The 20051-nt window shown below is 36.2% G+C and carries 12 protein-coding genes; 6 read left to right on the top strand and 6 right to left on the bottom strand.

Features of this window, described 5'->3' with window-relative positions:
• Positions 1-36: 36 nt before the first annotated feature.
• Entirely contained in the window at positions 37-648 is a 612-nt protein-coding gene (locus BEN71_RS08515) for a glutathione S-transferase family protein (RefSeq protein ID WP_068974487.1), read from the bottom strand.
• 780 nt (positions 649-1428) lie between these two features.
• Positions 1429-6471 (bottom strand): ESPR-type extended signal peptide-containing protein, encoded by a 5043-nt coding sequence (locus tag BEN71_RS08510; protein WP_086322685.1) that lies wholly within the window; start codon positions 6469-6471, stop codon positions 1429-1431.
• A 718-nt stretch (positions 6472-7189) separates the two neighbouring features.
• Between BEN71_RS08510 and BEN71_RS08505 the strand changes: the two genes are divergently transcribed.
• The 3 genes from BEN71_RS08505 to BEN71_RS08495 all read left to right on the top strand — a co-directional run bounded on the left by BEN71_RS08505 (position 7190) and on the right by BEN71_RS08495 (position 11833).
• Positions 7190-7885: a LuxR C-terminal-related transcriptional regulator gene (locus tag BEN71_RS08505; protein ID WP_068974485.1), complete on the top strand. Its 696-nt coding sequence runs from the start codon at positions 7190-7192 to the stop codon at positions 7883-7885.
• On the top strand, positions 7831-9765 hold the full coding sequence (locus tag BEN71_RS08500; protein ID WP_068974484.1) for a sensor histidine kinase: 1935 nt from the start codon (positions 7831-7833) through the stop codon (positions 9763-9765). The genes BEN71_RS08505 and BEN71_RS08500 overlap by 55 nt, the downstream gene beginning before the upstream one ends.
• Positions 9766-9934: 169 nt before the next feature.
• Positions 9935-11833, top strand: coding sequence for a sensor histidine kinase (locus BEN71_RS08495; RefSeq protein WP_086322684.1), 1899 nt, complete (start codon positions 9935-9937; stop codon positions 11831-11833).
• Between the two features lie 89 nt (positions 11834-11922).
• Here BEN71_RS08495 and BEN71_RS08490 read toward each other — a convergent pair whose 3' ends face one another.
• A complete protein-coding gene (locus BEN71_RS08490) occupies positions 11923-14379 on the bottom strand; it encodes an ExeM/NucH family extracellular endonuclease (protein ID WP_068974483.1) in 2457 nt (818 codons plus the stop codon).
• A 172-nt stretch (positions 14380-14551) separates the two neighbouring features.
• On the opposite strand from BEN71_RS08490, the gene trmB reads away from it, so the two are divergent.
• Positions 14552-15268 (top strand): tRNA (guanosine(46)-N7)-methyltransferase TrmB, encoded by a 717-nt coding sequence (gene trmB / locus BEN71_RS08485; RefSeq protein ID WP_068974482.1) that lies wholly within the window; start codon positions 14552-14554, stop codon positions 15266-15268.
• A 169-nt stretch (positions 15269-15437) separates the two neighbouring features.
• On the opposite strand, the gene BEN71_RS08480 is transcribed toward trmB, so the two are convergent.
• Positions 15438-16301, bottom strand: coding sequence for a hypothetical protein (locus BEN71_RS08480; RefSeq protein ID WP_068974481.1), 864 nt, complete (start codon positions 16299-16301; stop codon positions 15438-15440).
• A 158-nt stretch (positions 16302-16459) separates the two neighbouring features.
• Here BEN71_RS08480 and BEN71_RS08475 point away from each other — a divergent pair, with 158 nt between their 5' ends.
• Entirely contained in the window at positions 16460-17857 is a 1398-nt protein-coding gene (locus BEN71_RS08475; RefSeq protein ID WP_068974480.1) for an aminotransferase-like domain-containing protein, read from the top strand.
• Positions 17858-17987: 130 nt separating this feature from the next.
• A complete protein-coding gene (locus BEN71_RS19200) occupies positions 17988-18146 on the top strand; it encodes a hypothetical protein (RefSeq protein WP_162994936.1) in 159 nt (52 codons plus the stop codon).
• A 76-nt stretch (positions 18147-18222) separates the two neighbouring features.
• Here the strand turns inward: BEN71_RS19200 and BEN71_RS08470 are convergent, their stop codons facing one another.
• The gene (locus BEN71_RS08470; protein WP_068974479.1) at positions 18223-19011 is read right to left on the bottom strand and encodes a fatty acid desaturase family protein; all 789 of its coding nucleotides are present in this window, start codon (positions 19009-19011) and stop codon (positions 18223-18225) included.
• A 153-nt stretch (positions 19012-19164) separates the two neighbouring features.
• Positions 19165-19938, bottom strand: a complete 774-nt coding sequence (locus tag BEN71_RS08465; protein WP_068974478.1) for a Rossmann-like and DUF2520 domain-containing protein — start codon at positions 19936-19938, stop codon at positions 19165-19167.
• Between the last annotated feature and the right edge of the window lie 113 nt (positions 19939-20051).

Below are 20051 nucleotides of genomic sequence, written 5' to 3'. Positions count from 1 at the left end.
AAGCACCCTGAGGTGCTTTCAACTCAAATGCTGATCTTAAGGAATCAAACCTTCGTCACGCATCGCAATTTGCACCGATTGACGACCTGCAACTAAATTACGCAACGCCACAATATTTTTAAATGGTGTTAAATCATGATGAATTACATTTGACCAATTTGTGATGACGAACAAATATGCATCCGCAGGACCAAAACGATCATTGACTAAATAATCGAATTCAGACTCACCCAGATAATCATCAATATATTTCAACATTTTATCAATGGTCGCATAACCACGTACTTTTTCATCTTCAGTAATTTTAGGGTCAAAGAATACAGCATATTCATCATGCAATTCAGAATTCAAATAACCTAACCATTCCAATACTTTAGCACGCCCTAAACCTGATGGTGGAATCAAATCCTGCCCTGCATCATGTTGCGCAATAAAAGGAAGAACTGCTACGTTTTCTGTCAAAATCAAACCTGGATTGATCTCTAAAGCGGGTACATAGCCTTTAGGGTTAATTTCATAGTAATCAGCCCCTTTTTCTGTTGTATGGGTTTTTAAATCAACACGGACTAAATCAAAATCTACGTTAATTTCATTAAGCAAAATATGGGCAGCTAATGAACATGCACCTGGTGAGTAATATAACTTCATATTTAATCCTTGTTCTATGACTGTTTAAGTTGTAAATGGCTCAATTTTCAATATCTAGTGATAAAACTTAAAAATTGCAAAAGAGCGTAAATCTATAAAATTAGCTACACCTTGAATATTCAATATAATGAAGACTTTTTCAAGTTAAACTTCTTATCTTTTGACTAATAGATGTTTTAACATACCATCTTTAAAGAATGATGAAAGGTATGTCTTGTTTGGTAACAAAAGTAGCTACTCTAAACAAGCTTTGATGAAAGCAGTTTCCATCTTTTTATGCTTAGATACATTTGAAATAGGTGCTAAGTAAATCCTATATCACAACCTAAAGGCGTTTTACGATAAAAAAAAGTAGATAGAATTACAACCAATTAAAATAACTTGCATCACCGCTATATAAATAAGAGTTTTTTGTGTGTGCATGAGGATTAAAGCACTCTTTTCGTTTTAAATTTTGACTAATTAACAAGTTATATAAACATAATTCAAACTCAACAGATATACCTGAAATTTGGTATTTTTATCAGTTTAATGAAATAAATCCAAAATAATCACATTTTTATCATTGGTTGCGTAAAATATGAAACTTAATCTATGATTCATATCAGATTTAAACTCAAACGTATCTAAAAAAAATGACACTTTTAATATGCGTAAAATAAGTTTTATAGCTACCGCTATAGTGGCATCATTAAAAAAATACAAGCTCCATAGAAAAACCAGCTGGTAAACCAACTGGTTTTTAGGAGAGTTTTCTAGGTTTTAATTTTTAGCTAGATTTTACCAACCAAAACCAATACCTACACCGCCTGAAGCTTCTTCTTTAGTGAAAGCACCACCAACACTTAAGCTAACATTTTCATTCACTAAGCGTTGATAACCGATTGCTACAGCTTGTTCTGAACCTTGGAAACCAGCAGCAACCCCAATACGGTTTTGTCCTTGCAGACCTGCTGTACTTGTTGCCATATTTAACATTGCCGCGCTCATCGCACCTTGACGGTCAAAACGGTCATCCATATTTCGGAAGCTACGTTCTAAACTTTCAACTTTGCTATCTGTATAAGATTTTGCACTTGCTAGTGTATCAACATTACCTTGTTTCATTTGAGAAACATTGACTGCATCAGTATCTGCTGTACCAGCAGCCACATTAGTAATTTGACGTTGGCTTTCTGCAGAACCTACTGAAACTGTGTTATCACGAGTGTTAGTAGACTCATTACCCAAAGTTACTGAGTTTTTCGCGGAAGTTGTAATGCTATTACCGATTGCAAATGCATTATCACCACTCACATTGTTGTTATTACCCAATGCATAGCTGTTGTTGCCTGTTACAGTACTTGGGTCACCGATTGCACCAGAGTGATTTCCAGACACAGTATTTCCAGTACCGATACTAATTGATTGAACACCATATGCTCTAGCACCATCACCCAATGCGATAGATTGAACACCTGTAGATTGAGCACCATTTCCAAGTGCCATCGAAGCTGCACCTGATGCATTTGCTGCCGTTCCAGCGGCTACACTTCCGTTGCCACTTGCCGCTGCACTTGAACCATTGATGCTGATATATTGACCACGCTTATCCATTTCATCATAGACACCTTTGATTTCAGTATCTGTATGTTGATTTGAAGATGTGATTGCATCTTTCTTCGCTTGGTCTGTATAGCCATTAGCATTGCTTTCAGCTGTATTTGCTTTTGAAGTCGCATCCGCTTTTGCTTGTGCTAAAGCATCTGCAGCTTGCTGATCAGCATATTGCTTAGCACTTGTTAAGCTATCTGCAATGGATTGATCTAAACCAGAAAGCGCTTTATCTACAGCTTCAAAACTAGAACCGACATTGTCATAGCTTTGTCCACGAATGGTAAATGTAGGTGCTGTACCTGTTGCATAATTTGCTCCCCCACCAATCCACGCTTGAGTTTGTGAACTAATATTAGAAAGTTGTGCATAGTTCACAGCATCGTTAGCATTTGTACCCGCAGCCACATTGGTGATACGGCGTTGCGTAGAAGAATTACCGACAGAAACGGTATTGTCTTCATCTGCTACAGAACCAGAGCCTAATGCTACAGCATTGTTTGCAGATACAAAGTTGTTATCACCCAGTGCAACACTGTTGTTACCTATTACAAGGTTCGCATTACCAACAGCAGTACTGTATTTACCAAGTGTGATGTTACCGCCATTTTTAGCTGCCGCTTCAATTGCTGCCAAAGTATCCGCATCAACAACTTCACCATTCAACTTAGTGATGACATCGTTACTGTCTTTTTCAACTTGGACTGTATAGCCATTGATTGTAATAAACGCATCATCTGGATTGTTGACAAATGTTCCTACTTTACCTGAAGCACCTAGCGCACTACTTCCTTTTTTAACAGCAACATTGTATGCGCCGACAGCTGTTGTATTATTTCCAACTGCTGCAGAATTACCACCTAAAGCCAACTTAGTAGAGTCTAGGCGTGTATTAATAGCACCTACACCAGTTTCAACAGCAGTCACTTTTGCATTTGTTTCAAATAATTGAGCGCCAGTCACTGCATCTGAAGAAGTCGCACTAAGATCTGCTTTTGTTAAATTAGTGATTTTTGCAGTTTGAGTACCATTACCTAAAGTAATTGTATCTTTAGCACTTGAGTCGTATTTAACTGCAAGTTCTGGCAAATCGCCAAGATCATTTTGAATTTGATCTTTCAACTGTTTGACATTGACAGCATCTGTGTCTGCTTCACCCGCAGCTAGGTTAGAAATGGTTCTTTCATTTCCTGTACTACCCACAGACAATGTGTTCGCTTTATCAGCAAGAGACCCTGAACCCAATGCAATCGAATTTGCTGCATCTTTCGTTACTGAAGCAGCATTACCTATTGCAATACCATTTTTTGCACCTGTGCTTACAGATGACTGATTCCCCAATGCGATTGCATTTACAGCTTCTGCTTTACTTTCACTACCGACAGAAATTGCATTTTTTGCTGTTGCTGAACTACTCGAACCAATTGCGATTGCATTTTCTTTTGTCGCCTGACTGTTTACACCTAAAACAGTGCTGTTCTCACCAAGTGCTAAGTTATTATGCCCCAAGGCTGTACTTGCGGTGCCGATCGCTGTATTTTTACTTCCTACAGCAGTGCTATATGCACCAAATGAAACACTACCACCATTTTGAACAGCGTTTAGAAAATCTTCTCTCTGAGCAGAGGTTACGGTTACACCATTAATTGCTGTAATGCTATTAGTATCTAGACTTGAAGCAGTCACTGGAATACCATTAATCGATGTAATCTTAGTACCTGCTTTATTCAATCCAATATTTAATTGCGATGATCCTGCCGCACCACCTAGAGCTGTACTTCCTGTTTCTGCTGCATAGTTAAAAGTACCCACCGCAGCACTGAATTGACCTGAAGCTTTATTTCCTGCACCGATAGCACTACTAGCTAAGCCTGAAGCTGTATTTCCTGCACCCATAGCGCTACTTGCGTCACCAGAAGCTTCATTAAATGCACCAAATGCGCTACTTACATCACCAGAAGCTGTATTTTGAATTCCCACAGCTGTCGCAAAAACACCTTCAGCAGAATTACCACGACCAAATACCACATTGTCTGTGTAGTTATTACCTGCAAATAATGGATTAACTTGATCAATCCAATCATTGGCTTGTTTTGCATCATCCAATGCTTGTTGTGCAGTCGTTTGAACACTAAATACTTGCCCTACGTTTGCAGCATTTTTACCATCTTCTACAATATCACTTTCTGTACCCGCAACATTTTTGATTGTAGTTCCAGCTGCCCCACCAAGCACGACTTCATCTTTGGTTGAAGATGCATACTGAACTGCTTTGTCAGAGAGGATAGCTATATCACCTGTAAGTTTAGTATCTAAAGTACCGATTTCACCCGTAAGTTTGGTATCTAAAGCACCGATATCACCTGTAAGTTTGGTATCTAAAACACCAATATCACCTGTAAGTTTAGTATCTAAAGCACCGATATCACCTGTAAGTTTGGTATCTAAAGCACCGATATCACCTGTAAGTTTGGTATCTAAAGCACCGATATCATCTGTAAGTTTAGTATCTAAAGTATTAATGTCAGCTGTAAGATCTGTTTTTGCCTTGTTCAACTGTTGAACATTTACTGCATCTGTATCCGCTGTACCTTCAGCAAGATTTACAATACGACGCTGAGTTGTAGCATCCCCAACTGAAACAGTGTTAGCTTCTGTCGCCTCTGAACCTGTACCTAAAGCTATAGAACTATCAGCACCAGCAGCTACGATAGCACCGTTACCCATCGCAACAGAATTTTTCGCGTTAGCTTGAGATTTAAAACCTACAGCGACAGCATTTTCCCCATTAACCGTATTGTTTATACCGAACGCACTACCATTTGTAGCAGCACTTTGAATTGTATTTTCACGACCAAATGCAACAGAACCAACCCCACTTACTTCATTCTGGCGACCAAATGCAGATGCATTTGCAGCATGAATCGTATTGCCTTTACCTACAGCAATACTGTTTTTAGCTGTATCATCTTGGATTTTGTTATTTGTACCAACTGACATGCTTCCTTGAGCATTTGCAATATTGTTTTTACCCACAGTGAAGCTGTTTACGCCATTTGCACCATCAAAATATGATAATGCTTCATCTGCTGCTTCTTTTGCATCAACTGCAGTCTCATTTACTTTACGCACTTGAGTTAAATTTGCTGCATTAGTTCCAGATGATATCGCATCATCTGCAAGATCTGTTGCATCACCCGCCACATCAGCAATGATTAGATTACGCGCAGTGAATATGTTTTCATCACCTCTTAATCCGAGGGCGTTGTTAGCTTTTGATTGTGCTGCATCTGCTGCTTGATATGCTGCTCGAACTTGACCTAAATTTGCCGCATTTAGATCATTTGCCGGATTAACATTTTTTATTTGACCTACCGTACCCGCCACGTTTTTAATGGTAGTTCCATCAGCGCCACCTAATTTGATAACACTTTTAGTTGCATTAGTGTACTGAACTGAATTTTCTGCTAATGTTAATGCTTGCGTTGCATTAATTTCTGCTGTTCCCGCTGCAGTTTTTGCATCATTTGCTACTCCATGTACAGTACGTAATTGACCTAGATTTGCTGCATTTTGATTATCTGTAGCATCAGCAACGTATTCACTAGTTCCAGCATCTACTGCACCCGCCAAGTTTTTAATCGTAGTACCAGTACCACTATTAGCAGCTAATGTGATAGAGCCATTTCCTGCATCATACTGAACTGATGTATCTGCTTTTGCTTGTGCAGCAGCTGCTGCACTTGACGCGTTATTTGCTGTTTGTTGTGCTTCAGTTGCAATAGTATTTACTGCACGAATTTGATTTAAATTTGCTGCATTAGTTCCAGATGATGTCGCATCATCTGCAAGATCTGTTGCATCACCCGCTACACCTGAAATCGTTGTACTAGCAGTCCCACCACCTAACACGATCTGTGAATAATTAACAGAACCATCAGCAGCTATCTCATAGCATACATATCCTTGAGTGTTGTAAGTAAGAGTTACACACGAGTCTTGATCAGCCCAAGCATTGCTCCCCATTGCAGACATCACGCCTACAGCCAAAATACTTAAACTCGCACGCTTCAAACTCGACGTCTTAGACTCAGCTACACCTACTTGAGCTGAATCCTCACAAATAATACCTGTAGTGGTATTATTTTTACCTTCACTTTTAGCATTTTCAGACACAACAACCATACACCCCTGTGTCTTACTCCAAATTTTCTTAAATATCTTGTTCATAATATTATCCCCGAATAGAATTATTTAACGGCCTTCAATTAACCTTTTTTTATTTGATCATTAAAAAAAATCATTCGATATACCTGGAACTAGTGATTTTTATCAGATAATGTTAATTTTAACTTAACAAGGATATATAAAATAATATACAATGAAGAGTAGAAAAAATAAAACATCAAAATCATAATATTAAATTACAATAACTTATTTTTAATATTAAATTAAAATAAATAAAAATATAATTAAAATATTTATTTTAAAATATTAAAAAAACTATGGTTTTACCAACTGGTAAATAAAAAAACAAATACAAACTAAATCACAATAATTTTAAAAAAATATACCAAAGATATAAACACCAAAAATAATATAGATTAACTAATAAATAAATATTACTTAAATAAAAATATAGATATTATTCACAATAAACAAATCGATTAAATAACAAACAAAAACCATCTAAATGACACACGCGGAATAAAACAAAAAATTAAACATATTTTTCATGCAATTTATTTTATTTGAAAAACACAAAAAAATATATAACACACTGTATTTAAATAAATATTAAAGAATATTTCGTTTACTTTTCCATAAAAATAACATAATAAGACAACGCGTATTTAAAACAAATGTGTAAAATACCCAATTTCAGGTATAGATAAAATTTACAAATACGATCAAAATATGTTTAAAGGTAAATAATGAGAATATTTCTATGGTAAATAATGATTTAAGTTTACCCGTGCCTGTAATTGTGGTCGAGGATGAACCATTAATTCAACAAAGGTTAAATGATATTTTGCTTGCAATCGGTTACCAAGCAGAAAACCTATACTTTGCACAAGATTTATCTCAAGCCAACAAGCTTTTAGAAAAATACTCAGCTTCATTTGCATTGGTTGATTTGGGCTTACCCGATGGCAATGGCATCGAATTTATAGAAAGCTTAAAAAAGTATGATCCAACCATCACCATACTGGTGATTTCGGCATGGAGTACAGAAGATGCTATTTTGAATGCATTAAGTGCAGGTGCAACAGGTTATGTCCTAAAAGAAAGAGATGATTTAGAAGTGTCATTATCTATAAAAAGTGTACTTCGTGGAGGAGCTCCTATTGATCCATTCATTGCACAAAAAATCTTAAAACAGTTACAGCTCAATGAAAAAATTACACCCAATAAACCGAGTAATGAACAAAAAACAAATGATATTGAAGCAGTACTTTCAAAACGAGAAATGGGGATTTTAGAACTCGTCTCGCAAGGGCTGAGTAATAAAGAGATCGCAGATCAACTGAGCCTATCACGTTATACCGTTGAATCTCATATCAAACATATTTATCGGAAACTTGCGGTATGCAACAGAGCCAAAGCGATCGACACAGCACGTCATCTTGGTTTACTCGACTAAGATTTCACTGTATTGTTTTTTTCTATATTTTATTCGGGTTGATGCAAACAGCCTTTGCAGAAACTCGTCTTGAAATTGATCCTAAAAATCAAAATAACAAGTGTTCAGCTCAGATTATAAGTACACAAGTGGCTAAAGCTAAAAGTGATTTGGCTGTTGTTCCTCAAACAGGTTGGATCGATGTCAAACTTCCAGACAACTGGGAAAAACGCTGGGACAACTATACAGGTTCAGCTTGGTATAAAGTTGTTTGGCGTTTAAATTGCTCCGAAAGTATCAGCGCCCCCCCCTTTGCCTTTGTCGTCGATCGAATAAATATGGCAGGTATTGTTTATAGCAATAACGAACTAATATGGCGTGATGCCTCACTTGTAGAACCCTTATCTAGGAGTTGGAATAAGCCTCGCTATTGGTTACTTCCCTCTTCATCATTGAAGCAAGAGCACAATGAGATTTTAGTTCGTGTCGTCGGTGTCCAATCCCAAAAATCAGGACTGGGCGTTGTTAAAATTGGAGACGTAAAAAGTATTACCGATCTACATAAAGAATTAGTCTTTGAACGCAGAACTTTATTCCTCATCAATTTATTAATTACTATGGTTTTAGGAACCATAGGTTTTTTAATTTGGTTATTCAGACGTCAGGAAACTGCTTTTGGCTGGTTTAGTATAAATTCTTTGTTTTGGTCACTTTTTATTTGCAATACGCTTTTGACTGCACCATTTCCGTTTACAGATTCTTTGTTACATGCCAGATTAAATATTATATTTTTATTGGTATACGCATATACAGCATGCTTATTTGTTTGGCGATTTAGCCATGAAAAATTTAAGCATTTAGAAAAAACGTTAGCCACATTCGTACTATTATTTAGCTTGGCTCTGCTCCTCACTCCAGATGATCATTTGTCTACAGTTATGTCCATCGCTTTTTTATACAGCAGTGTAATTTATATTTTAAATTGTTTTTTTATTCAGTGGATTGCTTATAAAAAGAAAAAAATAGATATTTATCTGCTTGCGGCAGTATTTATGTTATTCATGGTGATTATGCTCCATGACCTGTCTTTGATGTCGAATAGTAATTTGGAATCCATTTATTGGACACCATTTGCAGCACCAATCACTAGCCTTGCCATATCTTTTATCCTCTCTTGGCGTATTGCACGTAATATGCGCCATATCGAGAAATTTAATCAAACACTTGAGGAAACAGTCGAAACCGTAACATTTGATCTTGAGCAATCTTTAGCTAAAAAGCATCATTTACAACTCGAAAATATGCGTTTACAAGAACGCCTAAACCTTTCACATGAGTTGCATGATGGCTTAGGTGGCTCGATTGTGCGCTCAATGATTTTGCTTGATCACGCTGAAAATGTTGAAAAAAATCAAGTCATGTCTATGTTTAAGTTACTTCGAAGTGACCTCAGACAAGTGATTGATTCTGGATCAAGTATTGGTGCAAAAACTCCTGAAAGCCCTGTGATGTGGGTTGCACCTCTTCGACATCGATTTGTACAGATTTTTGAAGAAATGGAAATTGAATCCACATGGATTTTTTCTAATCACTGGAATATTAAGCCACCACCATTATATTGCTTAACATTATCCCGTGTGACAGAAGAGGCTTTAACCAACATTGTCAAACATAGCGATGCCACAGATGTCGAAGTCTCATTGTTTGAGAATGATCAAAATGAACTGATCTTAGAAATTAAAGACAATGGTCATGGCTTTGAAGTGAATGCTGTTGAGAAAGGACTACATGTAGGACTACAAAGTATGCAAGTCAGAATTAAACGTCTGGGTGGAGAGTTAGAAATTACTTCACAATCTGGTTTAACTGTGATTCGCGCTATTTTACCGATGAAAGAATAATGTATTTTAAGGTGATTAAAAACTTAGAAATTAATATTTACTACGATACATTTTATTTAGATTCCAATAAATGTGTCTCTATTTAATTTCATTTAATCAGATATGATACGAATTAAAATTTAACACATTCAACCTAGAATTGTGTTATTCATTGGCTAGGGCTTTAGGAATGCTAGAACGTAAGAAAAGTATTAACTTGAATACATTTTATTATGCTTTCTCGTTTTTTTTATTTCTATTGTTTTTACTAAATCCGCAACTCAGTAAAGCAACTGTGCCTACAACGACACAAAACTGCCAAACAAATATTCATTCCGTCCAAATTGTTCAATCAGATGCTAATAACCCAAGTCAAATCAAAGCTCAAGCATGGGAAAATGTCAGCTCACTTCCTGATTATTGGGATAAGCGTTGGAAAGGCTATCACAGTAGTGCTTGGTATAAAGTATTGTGGACTCATAAGTGCCCTTCCAATATACAAGAACCTGTGACTCTCACTATCAGCCATATCAATATGGCTGGTGAAATTTATCTCAATGATGAGTTTCTCTGGAAAGATCAGTCCTTAGTCGAACCACTTTCTCGCAGTTGGCATAATCCACGTTATTGGATTCTGCCGAGTTCAAGCTTAAAACAAGGTCAAAATACCTTATGGATTCGTGTTGTTGGTACGCCAACTCAAAAATCAGGGTTGGGGCCAGTTCATCTGGGTGAACATACCCAAATAATGGATATTTACAAACAGGCTGTATTAGAAAAGCGTAGCCTCCCTTCTCTTAATTTATTTGTAAATTTAATTGTAGGTTTGTTTTGTTTAATCGTATGGTTATTTATCCGTAGCGAATATGCTTTTAAATGGTTTGGTTTCGTGACTATTCTATGGTTAATCTATAGTTATCTAGTGTTGCGATCTGATCCACTTCTTTCATTAACAAGTACAACTATTGATCGTTTCAGTGTCATTACTTTTTCTATTTATGCCTCTGTCGGTTGTATTGCAGCATGGCGTTTTGCAAAAAGTACATTTCCAAAAGCAGAAAAAATACTTTTGTTTTTTTGTATATTTTCAACCATTATTATTCTTTTCGTCCCAATTCAGTATCTCCCAACAACACTGAATCTTGTATTTCTTATTGGGGTGATCATCTTTATTTTAAAATGTTTAACATATCCTTATATTGCTTATAAATCAAAATTAAAAGAGGCTTATTTCCTCTCCTTGCAATATTTATTCTTCTTCCCAATTGCGATCAATGATGCAATTTATATGCTGACCCTGAAAGGGCAAATTCTTTCTCCCTATACAGCACCGATTAGTACCATTACTGTAGGCTTAGTGCTTGCGTATCGTCTGTCGAATAATGCAAAAAGCATTGCTCAGTTTAATAAAACTTTGGAGCAAAGTGTTATTCAAGCGAAAGATGAACTGTCTGTATCGTTAAATAATCAACATCAATTGGCATTAGAAAACGTAAAATTACAAGAACGCATCCATTTTTCACATGATTTGCATGATGGATTAGGAGGTTCTATTTCGCGCTCGCTTATCTTGCTTGAAAAGTATGATCATATTGAAAAAGATCAAATGCTGTCTATTTTAAAGTTATTACGTAATGATTTGCGTCAGACCATTGATTTTGGTTCAAGCCAAGAATCACAAATTCCTGATACACCTATTCTTTGGGCAGCGAATATACGGCACCGTTTTGTGATGATTTTTGAAGAAATGGAAATCAGTTCAAAATGGGACATCATGCCACAATGGCAAAGCACACCTTCAACTTTACAATGTTTGACTTTGGCACGTGTTGCGGAAGAAGCACTGAATAATATTGTCAAACATAGTCAAGCGACTGAAGTTAAAGTTTCACTTTATGAAGCGCAACAAAATCTGATTTTAGTGATTGAAGATAACGGTATTGGCTTTATTCCTCATGAAGTTGAAGCTGGACTACATGTCGGTTTGCATAGTATGCAACAACGTGTAAGCCGCTTAAATGGGCAGTTTGAAATCAACTCACAATCTGGTCAAACTATTTTAAAAGTTAGTTTGCCTTTTACCGCATAACACAAAGGTCAGTTAATCTAAACAAAAAGAACAATCGAATATCTTCGAATTGCTCTTTGTCTACCCGAAAATTATAAACTTAATTCACATTATTTCTTTCTTGAACGCATCACAACAGAACTTACAGTTAACATCATTAAACCCAGTAATGACCACAATCCTGTACTACCACCACTACTTTTACTCGTTGAAGTAGTTTCATTATTTAAATCTAAATCCACAATCACTGGATCATGATCCGAAGAACGGAAAGCATCAGCATTATAGAAGGCTGTAATTTGTTCAGATGTTTTATAATCTTCATTATAGTCTAGTGCTGTAGGTTCATCGGCGTTGATATGCCATGCAAACGCACGTTTCACCATTGGATATAGATTTACATCAGCTATCGCATGATCTAGATTCCCTGCACCACCATAACCATCCGCATCACTTGCAACGCCAAATACATAGCTATAAGCAGACTTACCCTGCCCAACTTTTTCATCATTTAAAAGCACTTTATAGTTGGCTTTCTCTAATGCCAAAATTGGATCTTCTTTGGCATAACTGTTCATATCCCCAACCAATAAATAGTTTGGCTTTTCCGCTTTGGTTGGATTAGTCGCTATCCATTGCATCAGTTTTTGCACCGCAGTTAAACGTGTTGCATTCCAACAGCCTTGCCCATCACCTTGATTGGCATCGACTGATTTAGTGTCTTCAGGACAACTGCCTTTAGACTTTAAATGATTTGGGACAACTGTAAATAATTTCCCACCATTCACACCTTGGAAAGACTGTGCCATCGTGACACGATTCTTCTGTGTTAAATCATCATAAATGACGGGTACACCCACTGGTTTTACTCGCTTACTGTTATAAATAATTGCAACTGCGATCGCATCTGTACCTAATTTCGCACTGTTTGGTGGAATCACATATTTCCAATCCGCACCCAAAGCTTTCGTTAAGTAAGCTACTGCGCTATTTTCACCATAGCCGTTATTGGCAATTTCCATTAACCCATAAACGTCAGCATCGATGGTTTTCATTGCACTGACAATCTTGGCGTGTTGCTTATCGAACTCTGCTTTAGATGATGCACCACGTTCTGTAGGAAAACCTTTTTCCAAACCATTGTCATAGTTCAGAACGTTAAAAGAAGACACACGAATTTGCTTGCTCTCTTTTGCAAGGATCGTCGCTGTTCGAGGATTTGAATCTTTCAAAATCTCGGGTAATGCTTTGCTTTGAATCGGTTGAATACGCCATGCATTGAAGCGATACTCTAAAATCCCTTCGACATTTTTAACCTGATAACCTGCGCGTAATGTATTGAGTGCGTTAAAATTTTGAGGTAACCACGGTGTTCTATTTTGATTGTTATAACCGTCATCTAAAATAATTTTGGATAATAAATTCTGTTTTGCAAGATTTACCGCTTCTGTCGATTTTGCAGGATATAAATTGGTTGGAATATATAAACGCCCCAAACTTAATGAGAGTTCACCATAGCGACCATAATTATAGTTTTCACTCACCGTTAAAGTCTGAGGAATTTTAACCAACATGCCTTGGTAGCGTTTTGGCACATTACCATTGGTATCAGTTAAACTTGTAAATGGTAATTGTAATGGCGTTGCACTCACAAGATTTGAAGCTTGATTATTACACGTTTCGATATTGCTACTGAGTTGATCGAGTTGTAATTGATTTTGATAAGAGGTTAAACGCCCTTTAAAAATCACCTCTTCACCGACTTTACCACCTGTGATGGTACTTCCTGCAGGAAGATAAACAAAGATCGCATTGGTTAAATTTGGCTTCGCTTTACTGTCTTGGGTTTGAATATAAAAACCTGAAAAACCATTGTCATAACGGTAATCCGCTGTAATGATGCCACGAACCACGTATTGCTGATTTTGGGTTGCTGATTGTAAATCAGCAATCGGTGTATCTGCTGTACTACAACTGACTGAACTTACAGGCGGTGTCGTGGTTGTAGCCCCTAAATATGTGCTAAATGCATTACGATCTGACCATTTTGTCCATTCACTGTCCAAATCAAAGTTTGCAGTCGGATCGACAGAAGTCACATTATTACTGGTTTTGATACGACTTAAACTGTTTTGATAGCTTGAAATCGTTGTACCCCAACCATTATTGGCAGGCTTCTCACCCACTTTACCAAAACGATCAACAGGTACGCCTTTATACAAAAGTACCAAGGCATCATCACCATTAAAAGCTAAACCAGCCACTTGATTAACTTTATTTCCAAGTTCAGCTTGAAGCTCAGAGCGACCAACTAAAAATTTAGCTTTGCTCGCAATACTGCCTTGTAAATTAAAGGTCACAGGCTTATCTGTTGTGCCGTTGCTTTGTTGCTGAATTTGATAATCTGCAAGATTGACTGTTGCACCATCAGGATTATAAATTTCCAGACCTTTGCGATTGGCTGTACCATCAATATATTGGCTAAACATCAATTGTGCATAGCTTGGAAATGAGCAACCTAACAGCGTTAAGCTTAAACATAGTGTATGAGGTTTTAGTATTTTCATGATTTTTATCATTTGTTGAAATTCAAATTAGGGTAATTTTTATAAATGACAAAGCAATGAATATTTTATGACATTTTATTCTGATTTAATTCACTTGGATTCTATCAAAAAATTTGACTTGACGAACTCAGGTCTTACAATACGCCTTTTAGATTTTTAATATTGTCGAATCATGTCAAACGATCAAATTGAAGCGCAAGTTGTAGACTTGGATAATTTGCAAGAACACCGTGAAATTGTGACTTTCATGCGTAGATCATCACCGCTGAATACTTCACAAACGACTGCGCTTGAACAACATCGTGAAATGATTTTGGAATATCCTGTTGGTGATTTACGTCAGCATTTTGAACATCCTGAACGTCCACTTACTGTTGAAATCGGTTTTGGTATGGGGCGTTCATTGGTACTGATGGCAAAAGCCAATCCTGAGCGTAACTTTGTCGGTATTGAGGTTCATATTCCAGGTATTGCGCAATGTGTTTATGAAGCTGGTGTTGCTAAAGTTAAGAACTTACGTGTTTTAGATGCGGATGCGATTCAAGTGCTTCGTGAAATGCCTGATAATAGTATCAATACGATACAACTTTACTTCCCTGATCCTTGGCAGAAGAAACGTCATTTTAAACGTCGTTTTGTATCACATGACCGTATGCCTTTGGTTGAGGAAAAGTTGGAAATCGGTGGTACGTTCCATTCAGCAACGGATTGGGAACCGTATGCGGAATGGATGCTGGATGTATTAGATAATCGTCCACGTTTGGAAAATCTTGCAGGCAAAGGCAATAGTTATCCACGTCCTGAATGGCGTCCACAGACTAAGTTTGAACGTCGTGGTATCGAATCAGGTCACAAAATTAACGATTTTATTTTTAAGAAAATTAGTTAATTCAACAAGATTTTTATTGCGAATATCGTAGATGACAAAGCCGTAATTTTTTACGGCTTTGTTTGTTTTTAGATCTAGAGATTTAAGCTTTCTAAACGTATGAATAACTTAAATAGCACAGGCTCTAGTCCAGTAAATTTACACGCTAAATCATTTTTAAACCATTTGATCATGCAAAAAGTTGCTGTGCATGCCGATCAAAGACTTTATTCTGCAACTGAGTCTGCATATATTCTGCATAGACGGATAATTTTTCATAAATATGCTCAGAATAAAACATATCATCCACCAAATTCTTGGCACGCTCAAAATCATATAAACCTGATAAATATAAAATTTGTGCATTTAACTCAGCATATCTACGACATAGGTCAATATGAAAATCATCTTTACGCTTAAAAAGCAGTTTTTGCATTTCCAATGGTGATTGTGATGCATCAAATGTATGATTCAATAAAAGCGCTTGTTGCGTAGGCTGAATCTGCAAAATTCTGACATGAAAAAACTTCTCTATTTCAAATAATGCTTCACTACTGATGAGACAGTCAGAAATTAGAAAAATCGTTGATACTTCAGCTTGAGTTAACGCATTGATTAATTGCATCAATACAAATTCAGCATCAGACCCATTTGAATCATGAAAATCTAAAAATAGATTTAAACTCTCTAAAACATTGTCATCTATTTTTTTGAGATTTAAAGTTTTTTCAACTTGATAATACCGTTTTAAAATATTGAGTACAGGCTCAGTCAAAGGCGTTGAATAAATTACAGTTTGATTTAAATTTGACAGAATAAATGGCGCAAACAAATATGCCAGTTTGGTGTGATCGTCTTGCCCATCATGGTTCGTAATGGCAGATTGAATAATGGCGGTATGCTTCTGTTTAGAAAACTCACGTAAAACTTTGGCTCTGAGTAAAGTGGCTTCAATATTTACAAATTTTCGATTTAAATTCTCTAAAACCGATTTTACACATCCATGATCAGTCAAAATTGTTGTCAATACATCAAGTTGCATTGTGACAAACATTGTCTAGCCTCATTCTACAGGTCAAGTTTCCCCTATTCTCTAAATAAATAGCATAAAATAATAGCCACAAAATTTTGGAAAAAATATATAACAGATTTCTTCAAAATCCTGCAATCTGTTATAGTCATTTCGATACAGATCATCCTTTTGAAGTATTTATGTATAAATCTGAACAGTTAGCACGTAGCTTAAAACTCTTGATTGAAAATGGAACATGGAAAGCCAATCAAAAGCTCCCATCCTTACGTCAGCAGGTTGAACAATCAGGTTTAAGCTTAATCACTGTGATGAATGCCTATCAGGAACTGGAAGCACAGGGCTTGATTTATTCAAAAGAAAAATCAGGTTATTTTGTTGCAGAACAACAAGCAAAAGAAACTGTACATGCCATCAATGAAAAAATTGAAATTAACTCGATTGTTTTTAAATATTTAAAATCTATTCAATCCGAAAATATTATCCCTTTAGGTTCTGCTTTTCCCAACAGTCAACTACTCTACTCCGCAAAACTGATTCAAACTTTGGGACAATTGGCACGACAACGTCGCAGCTATGAACAAACACCGAGTCTTCCGCCTGGAAATTATGAACTCAGAAAAATCATCGCTCAAAAATATGCCATGCAAGGAATTCCGACAGATCCTTCCGATATAGTGATTACTTCGGGCGGTTTAGATGCCTTAAATCTATCGCTACAAGCACTGACCCATGCTGGCGATTATATTGTATTGCAACAGACTATTTTTTACGGTGCATGGCAAGCAGCTGAACGCTTAGGTTTAAAAGTAATTACGATTCCTGAGCATCCTGTACATGGAATAGACCTCGATGCTTTTGAACAAGCCATTCTAAAATACCCCATCAAAGTTTGCATGTTGATGTTAAATAGTCAAAATCCGATTGGGTTTACGGTGTCCGATGAAATTAAATTAGAACTTGCCAAGCTATTAAATAAACACCAGATTTACCTCATTGAAGATGATGTTTATGAAGAACTACATTATGATCAGAAAAAACCCTTATCAATGAAATATTTTGATCAACAGAATTGGGTACTACATTGCTCATCATTTTCAAAAACTTTAGGTGCTGGTTTTCGAATTGGCTGGGTTTATGCAGGAAAATTTTCGGAGCATATTCAACATAGTCAACTCATGAGTACCTTGTCAGTCAATTCTTTTATTCAAAATGCTTTGGTTGAATATCTCTCTCATCGACATTATGAAAAGCACTTGAAAACACTTCGTTCAACCTTACAACGATTTAAAAAACAATATTTTAATTATCTCAAAAATCACTTACCAGACTCATGTCAAATTCATTATTATCCCTCTGGATATTTTCTATGGATTGAATTACCTGAACAGGTGAATAGTAATGTCATTTACCACACCATGCTTGAACATGGCGTAAGTATTACACCAAGCCATCTATTTAATATTACTGATCAAAATCATCATTTCATCCGTATTAATTGCTCATTTGAAATTAATGAGCGTATTCAAAATGCCTTGAATTTATTGGTAGAAATTATACAAAACCAAATGAATGGATAATATTCAATGCTATAACAGATGTCTCAATATATGACCCATCTGTTATAGTTTTTTTTAATTTTTTTGTATCTACTGCCTTGCATCATCTCGCTAGATAATCGATTCATATTAAGCAGAAAGAGATTTTGCGATGAATAATGATCAACGTCCTAAAAAACCACAATATGCAGACAGCTCTATTTCAGATAAAGCCTTTAAGCGCATGATTCTCTGGTTTTTTGTTTATTGTGCCCTGTTCTGTATTGGTGTGATCGTGACCATTGGTTGGGATCACGCAGCACTTAATTAAGTCATTGAAATTTCATTTAAATCTAGACCTGATTCTCTCCCAAACTTCAGGTTTAGATTCTTTTTAAATTCGTAAATCAAAATACTTCACGAATTTCAACACTAGGATCATATTGATCTAAGCGCTTTGCCAAAATATGCAGATGTCGTGTAGGAACAGCAGGAAATAAGTGATGTTCAACATGATAAAACATATTATAAGTTACAACGCGCTTAAGCTCATGGCGAACCGTTCTCGCCATATAAATATGATCTTCAGTATCATGATGAACCGTCCAAACTGCAAAAAAAGCGGTCATACATTGCCCAATCAACATGGCTATTACGTGATATTTAAGCAATGTAATATCTAAAACGACAAAGATGGTGATCAATACCAAAAAATTGGCAAATAACTCAGCAATCATCCACTTTTTTTGCGTATTTGTACCGACTTGAAATGCTTTTCGATGTAATAAAATTGGAAAAAATGGACCAAAGAGCAAAGCTTGCCACCACTTCATTCGGGCACTTTTGGCTTCTACATCTTCATCTTGCATACAGTGCTGATGGTGGCGTAAATGGTTAATTTGTACTGCATGCATTGAACCGAGCATGAGTATACTGAGAATAAACATTGCCCAATGTGTGCTTTGTTTACTAATGCCCAGTGCAAAATGAAAAGCATTATGAACTTGTCTTAGACCTGTCAAAAAAAACATAAATGAACAAAATAATGCAGGAATATACCATGCTAAATAAGCAAAATAGAATGATGCGACGAGCCAAGGTAAAGAAATCAGCAATTCAGAATAAATTGCTTTTTTATCCAATTGAACTAAATCTTTCCAAGCGACTTCTTTTAATAATCGTTGTTGAATATTCATTTGTACTATAATTATTTTTTGATTTAGATCAATATATAAACATCTAAAATAAGATACAAGTGATTTAAACATCTTGTATCTTAAAATTTAAAAAACAATCAAATACTAACGATTTAAAATAGATTTTACTGCTACGTAAAACTACATTACAAATCAATGCTGTCCTGTTTGAATCCCCTGACTCAGCATGTGATAGATTTTTTTCAGATCCTCTCGCTCATCAGCTTCAAGCATTTTTTCATGCATATTTAAAATATTCAAATCACCACGTATCGCAGGTCCTGTTTGCATAGCTCGCGGGTCATTCTGTGTTGCCTTGTTGGCAGTTTCCAAAATCAAAGGATAGAGTAAACTAAAGTCAACTTGTTTCGAATCGACCACCTGCTTTGCCATGTCATAACAATAATTACTAAAATTACATGCAAATACTGCAGCCAAGTGCAAACTTAAACGTTGTTCAGATGAATATTGATAAACACGATTGCTTAGGCTATTTGCCAATTGAGTTAAAATATCTTGATCATCTGCAAATGCAGCTTCGACAAATAATGGAGTATTTCCCCAAGCAATTTCACGTTCTGCACTAAACGTCTGTAAAGGATAGAACACACCTGACTTTGCATAATATTGAGTCAACACATCCAAATTGGTACTGCCAGAAGTATGTACGATTAGTACATTTTCCAAATAACGACCTACAGCTTGAATGACTTGCGAAATAGCTTGATCACTCACTGCGATGATCAACAGATCAATATCAGCTACTAATTTTTGATCATTTACAATCGCTTCCGCATTCACCAACTGCGCAAGTTTTTCAGCATGAGCTATGTTTCGACTGTAAATCTGAACAATTTGATGCTGTTTAGATAATACTTTCGCCAAATGTGTCGCCACACGACCTGAACCAATAAAACTGATACGCATATAAAATCTGATCTTTTTCAATAGAACCACAGCATGCCAAGAAAAAAGGGATGAATCAATTCATCCCTTTCCAAATCTACATTCATTTATAACATCGACTGAATACATAATCT

The organism is Acinetobacter wuhouensis (genome assembly GCF_001696605.3).
Lineage (GTDB): Bacteria > Pseudomonadota > Gammaproteobacteria > Pseudomonadales > Moraxellaceae > Acinetobacter > Acinetobacter wuhouensis.
The sequence above is the reverse complement of the archived record's forward strand: the minus strand, read 5'-3'. Positions and strand labels throughout refer to the sequence as shown.

Excerpts from the sequence above, each read along its gene's own strand:
- BEN71_RS08515 (WP_068974487.1), bottom strand. The coding sequence starts at position 648 with ATGAAGTTATATTACTCACCAGGTGCATGTTCATTAGCTGCCCATATT.
- BEN71_RS08510 (WP_086322685.1), bottom strand. The coding sequence starts at position 6,471 with ATGAACAAGATATTTAAGAAAATTTGGAGTAAGACACAGGGGTGTATG.
- BEN71_RS08505 (WP_068974485.1), top strand. The coding sequence starts at position 7,190 with ATGGTAAATAATGATTTAAGTTTACCCGTGCCTGTAATTGTGGTCGAG.
- BEN71_RS08500 (WP_068974484.1), top strand. The coding sequence starts at position 7,831 with ATGCAACAGAGCCAAAGCGATCGACACAGCACGTCATCTTGGTTTACT.
- BEN71_RS08495 (WP_086322684.1), top strand. The coding sequence starts at position 9,935 with ATGCTAGAACGTAAGAAAAGTATTAACTTGAATACATTTTATTATGCT.
- BEN71_RS08490 (WP_068974483.1), bottom strand. The coding sequence starts at position 14,379 with ATGAAAATACTAAAACCTCATACACTATGTTTAAGCTTAACGCTGTTA.
- trmB (WP_068974482.1), top strand. The coding sequence starts at position 14,552 with ATGTCAAACGATCAAATTGAAGCGCAAGTTGTAGACTTGGATAATTTG.
- BEN71_RS08480 (WP_068974481.1), bottom strand. The coding sequence starts at position 16,301 with ATGTTTGTCACAATGCAACTTGATGTATTGACAACAATTTTGACTGAT.
- BEN71_RS08475 (WP_068974480.1), top strand. The coding sequence starts at position 16,460 with ATGTATAAATCTGAACAGTTAGCACGTAGCTTAAAACTCTTGATTGAA.
- BEN71_RS19200 (WP_162994936.1), top strand. The coding sequence starts at position 17,988 with ATGAATAATGATCAACGTCCTAAAAAACCACAATATGCAGACAGCTCT.
- BEN71_RS08470 (WP_068974479.1), bottom strand. The coding sequence starts at position 19,011 with ATGAATATTCAACAACGATTATTAAAAGAAGTCGCTTGGAAAGATTTA.
- BEN71_RS08465 (WP_068974478.1), bottom strand. The coding sequence starts at position 19,938 with ATGCGTATCAGTTTTATTGGTTCAGGTCGTGTGGCGACACATTTGGCG.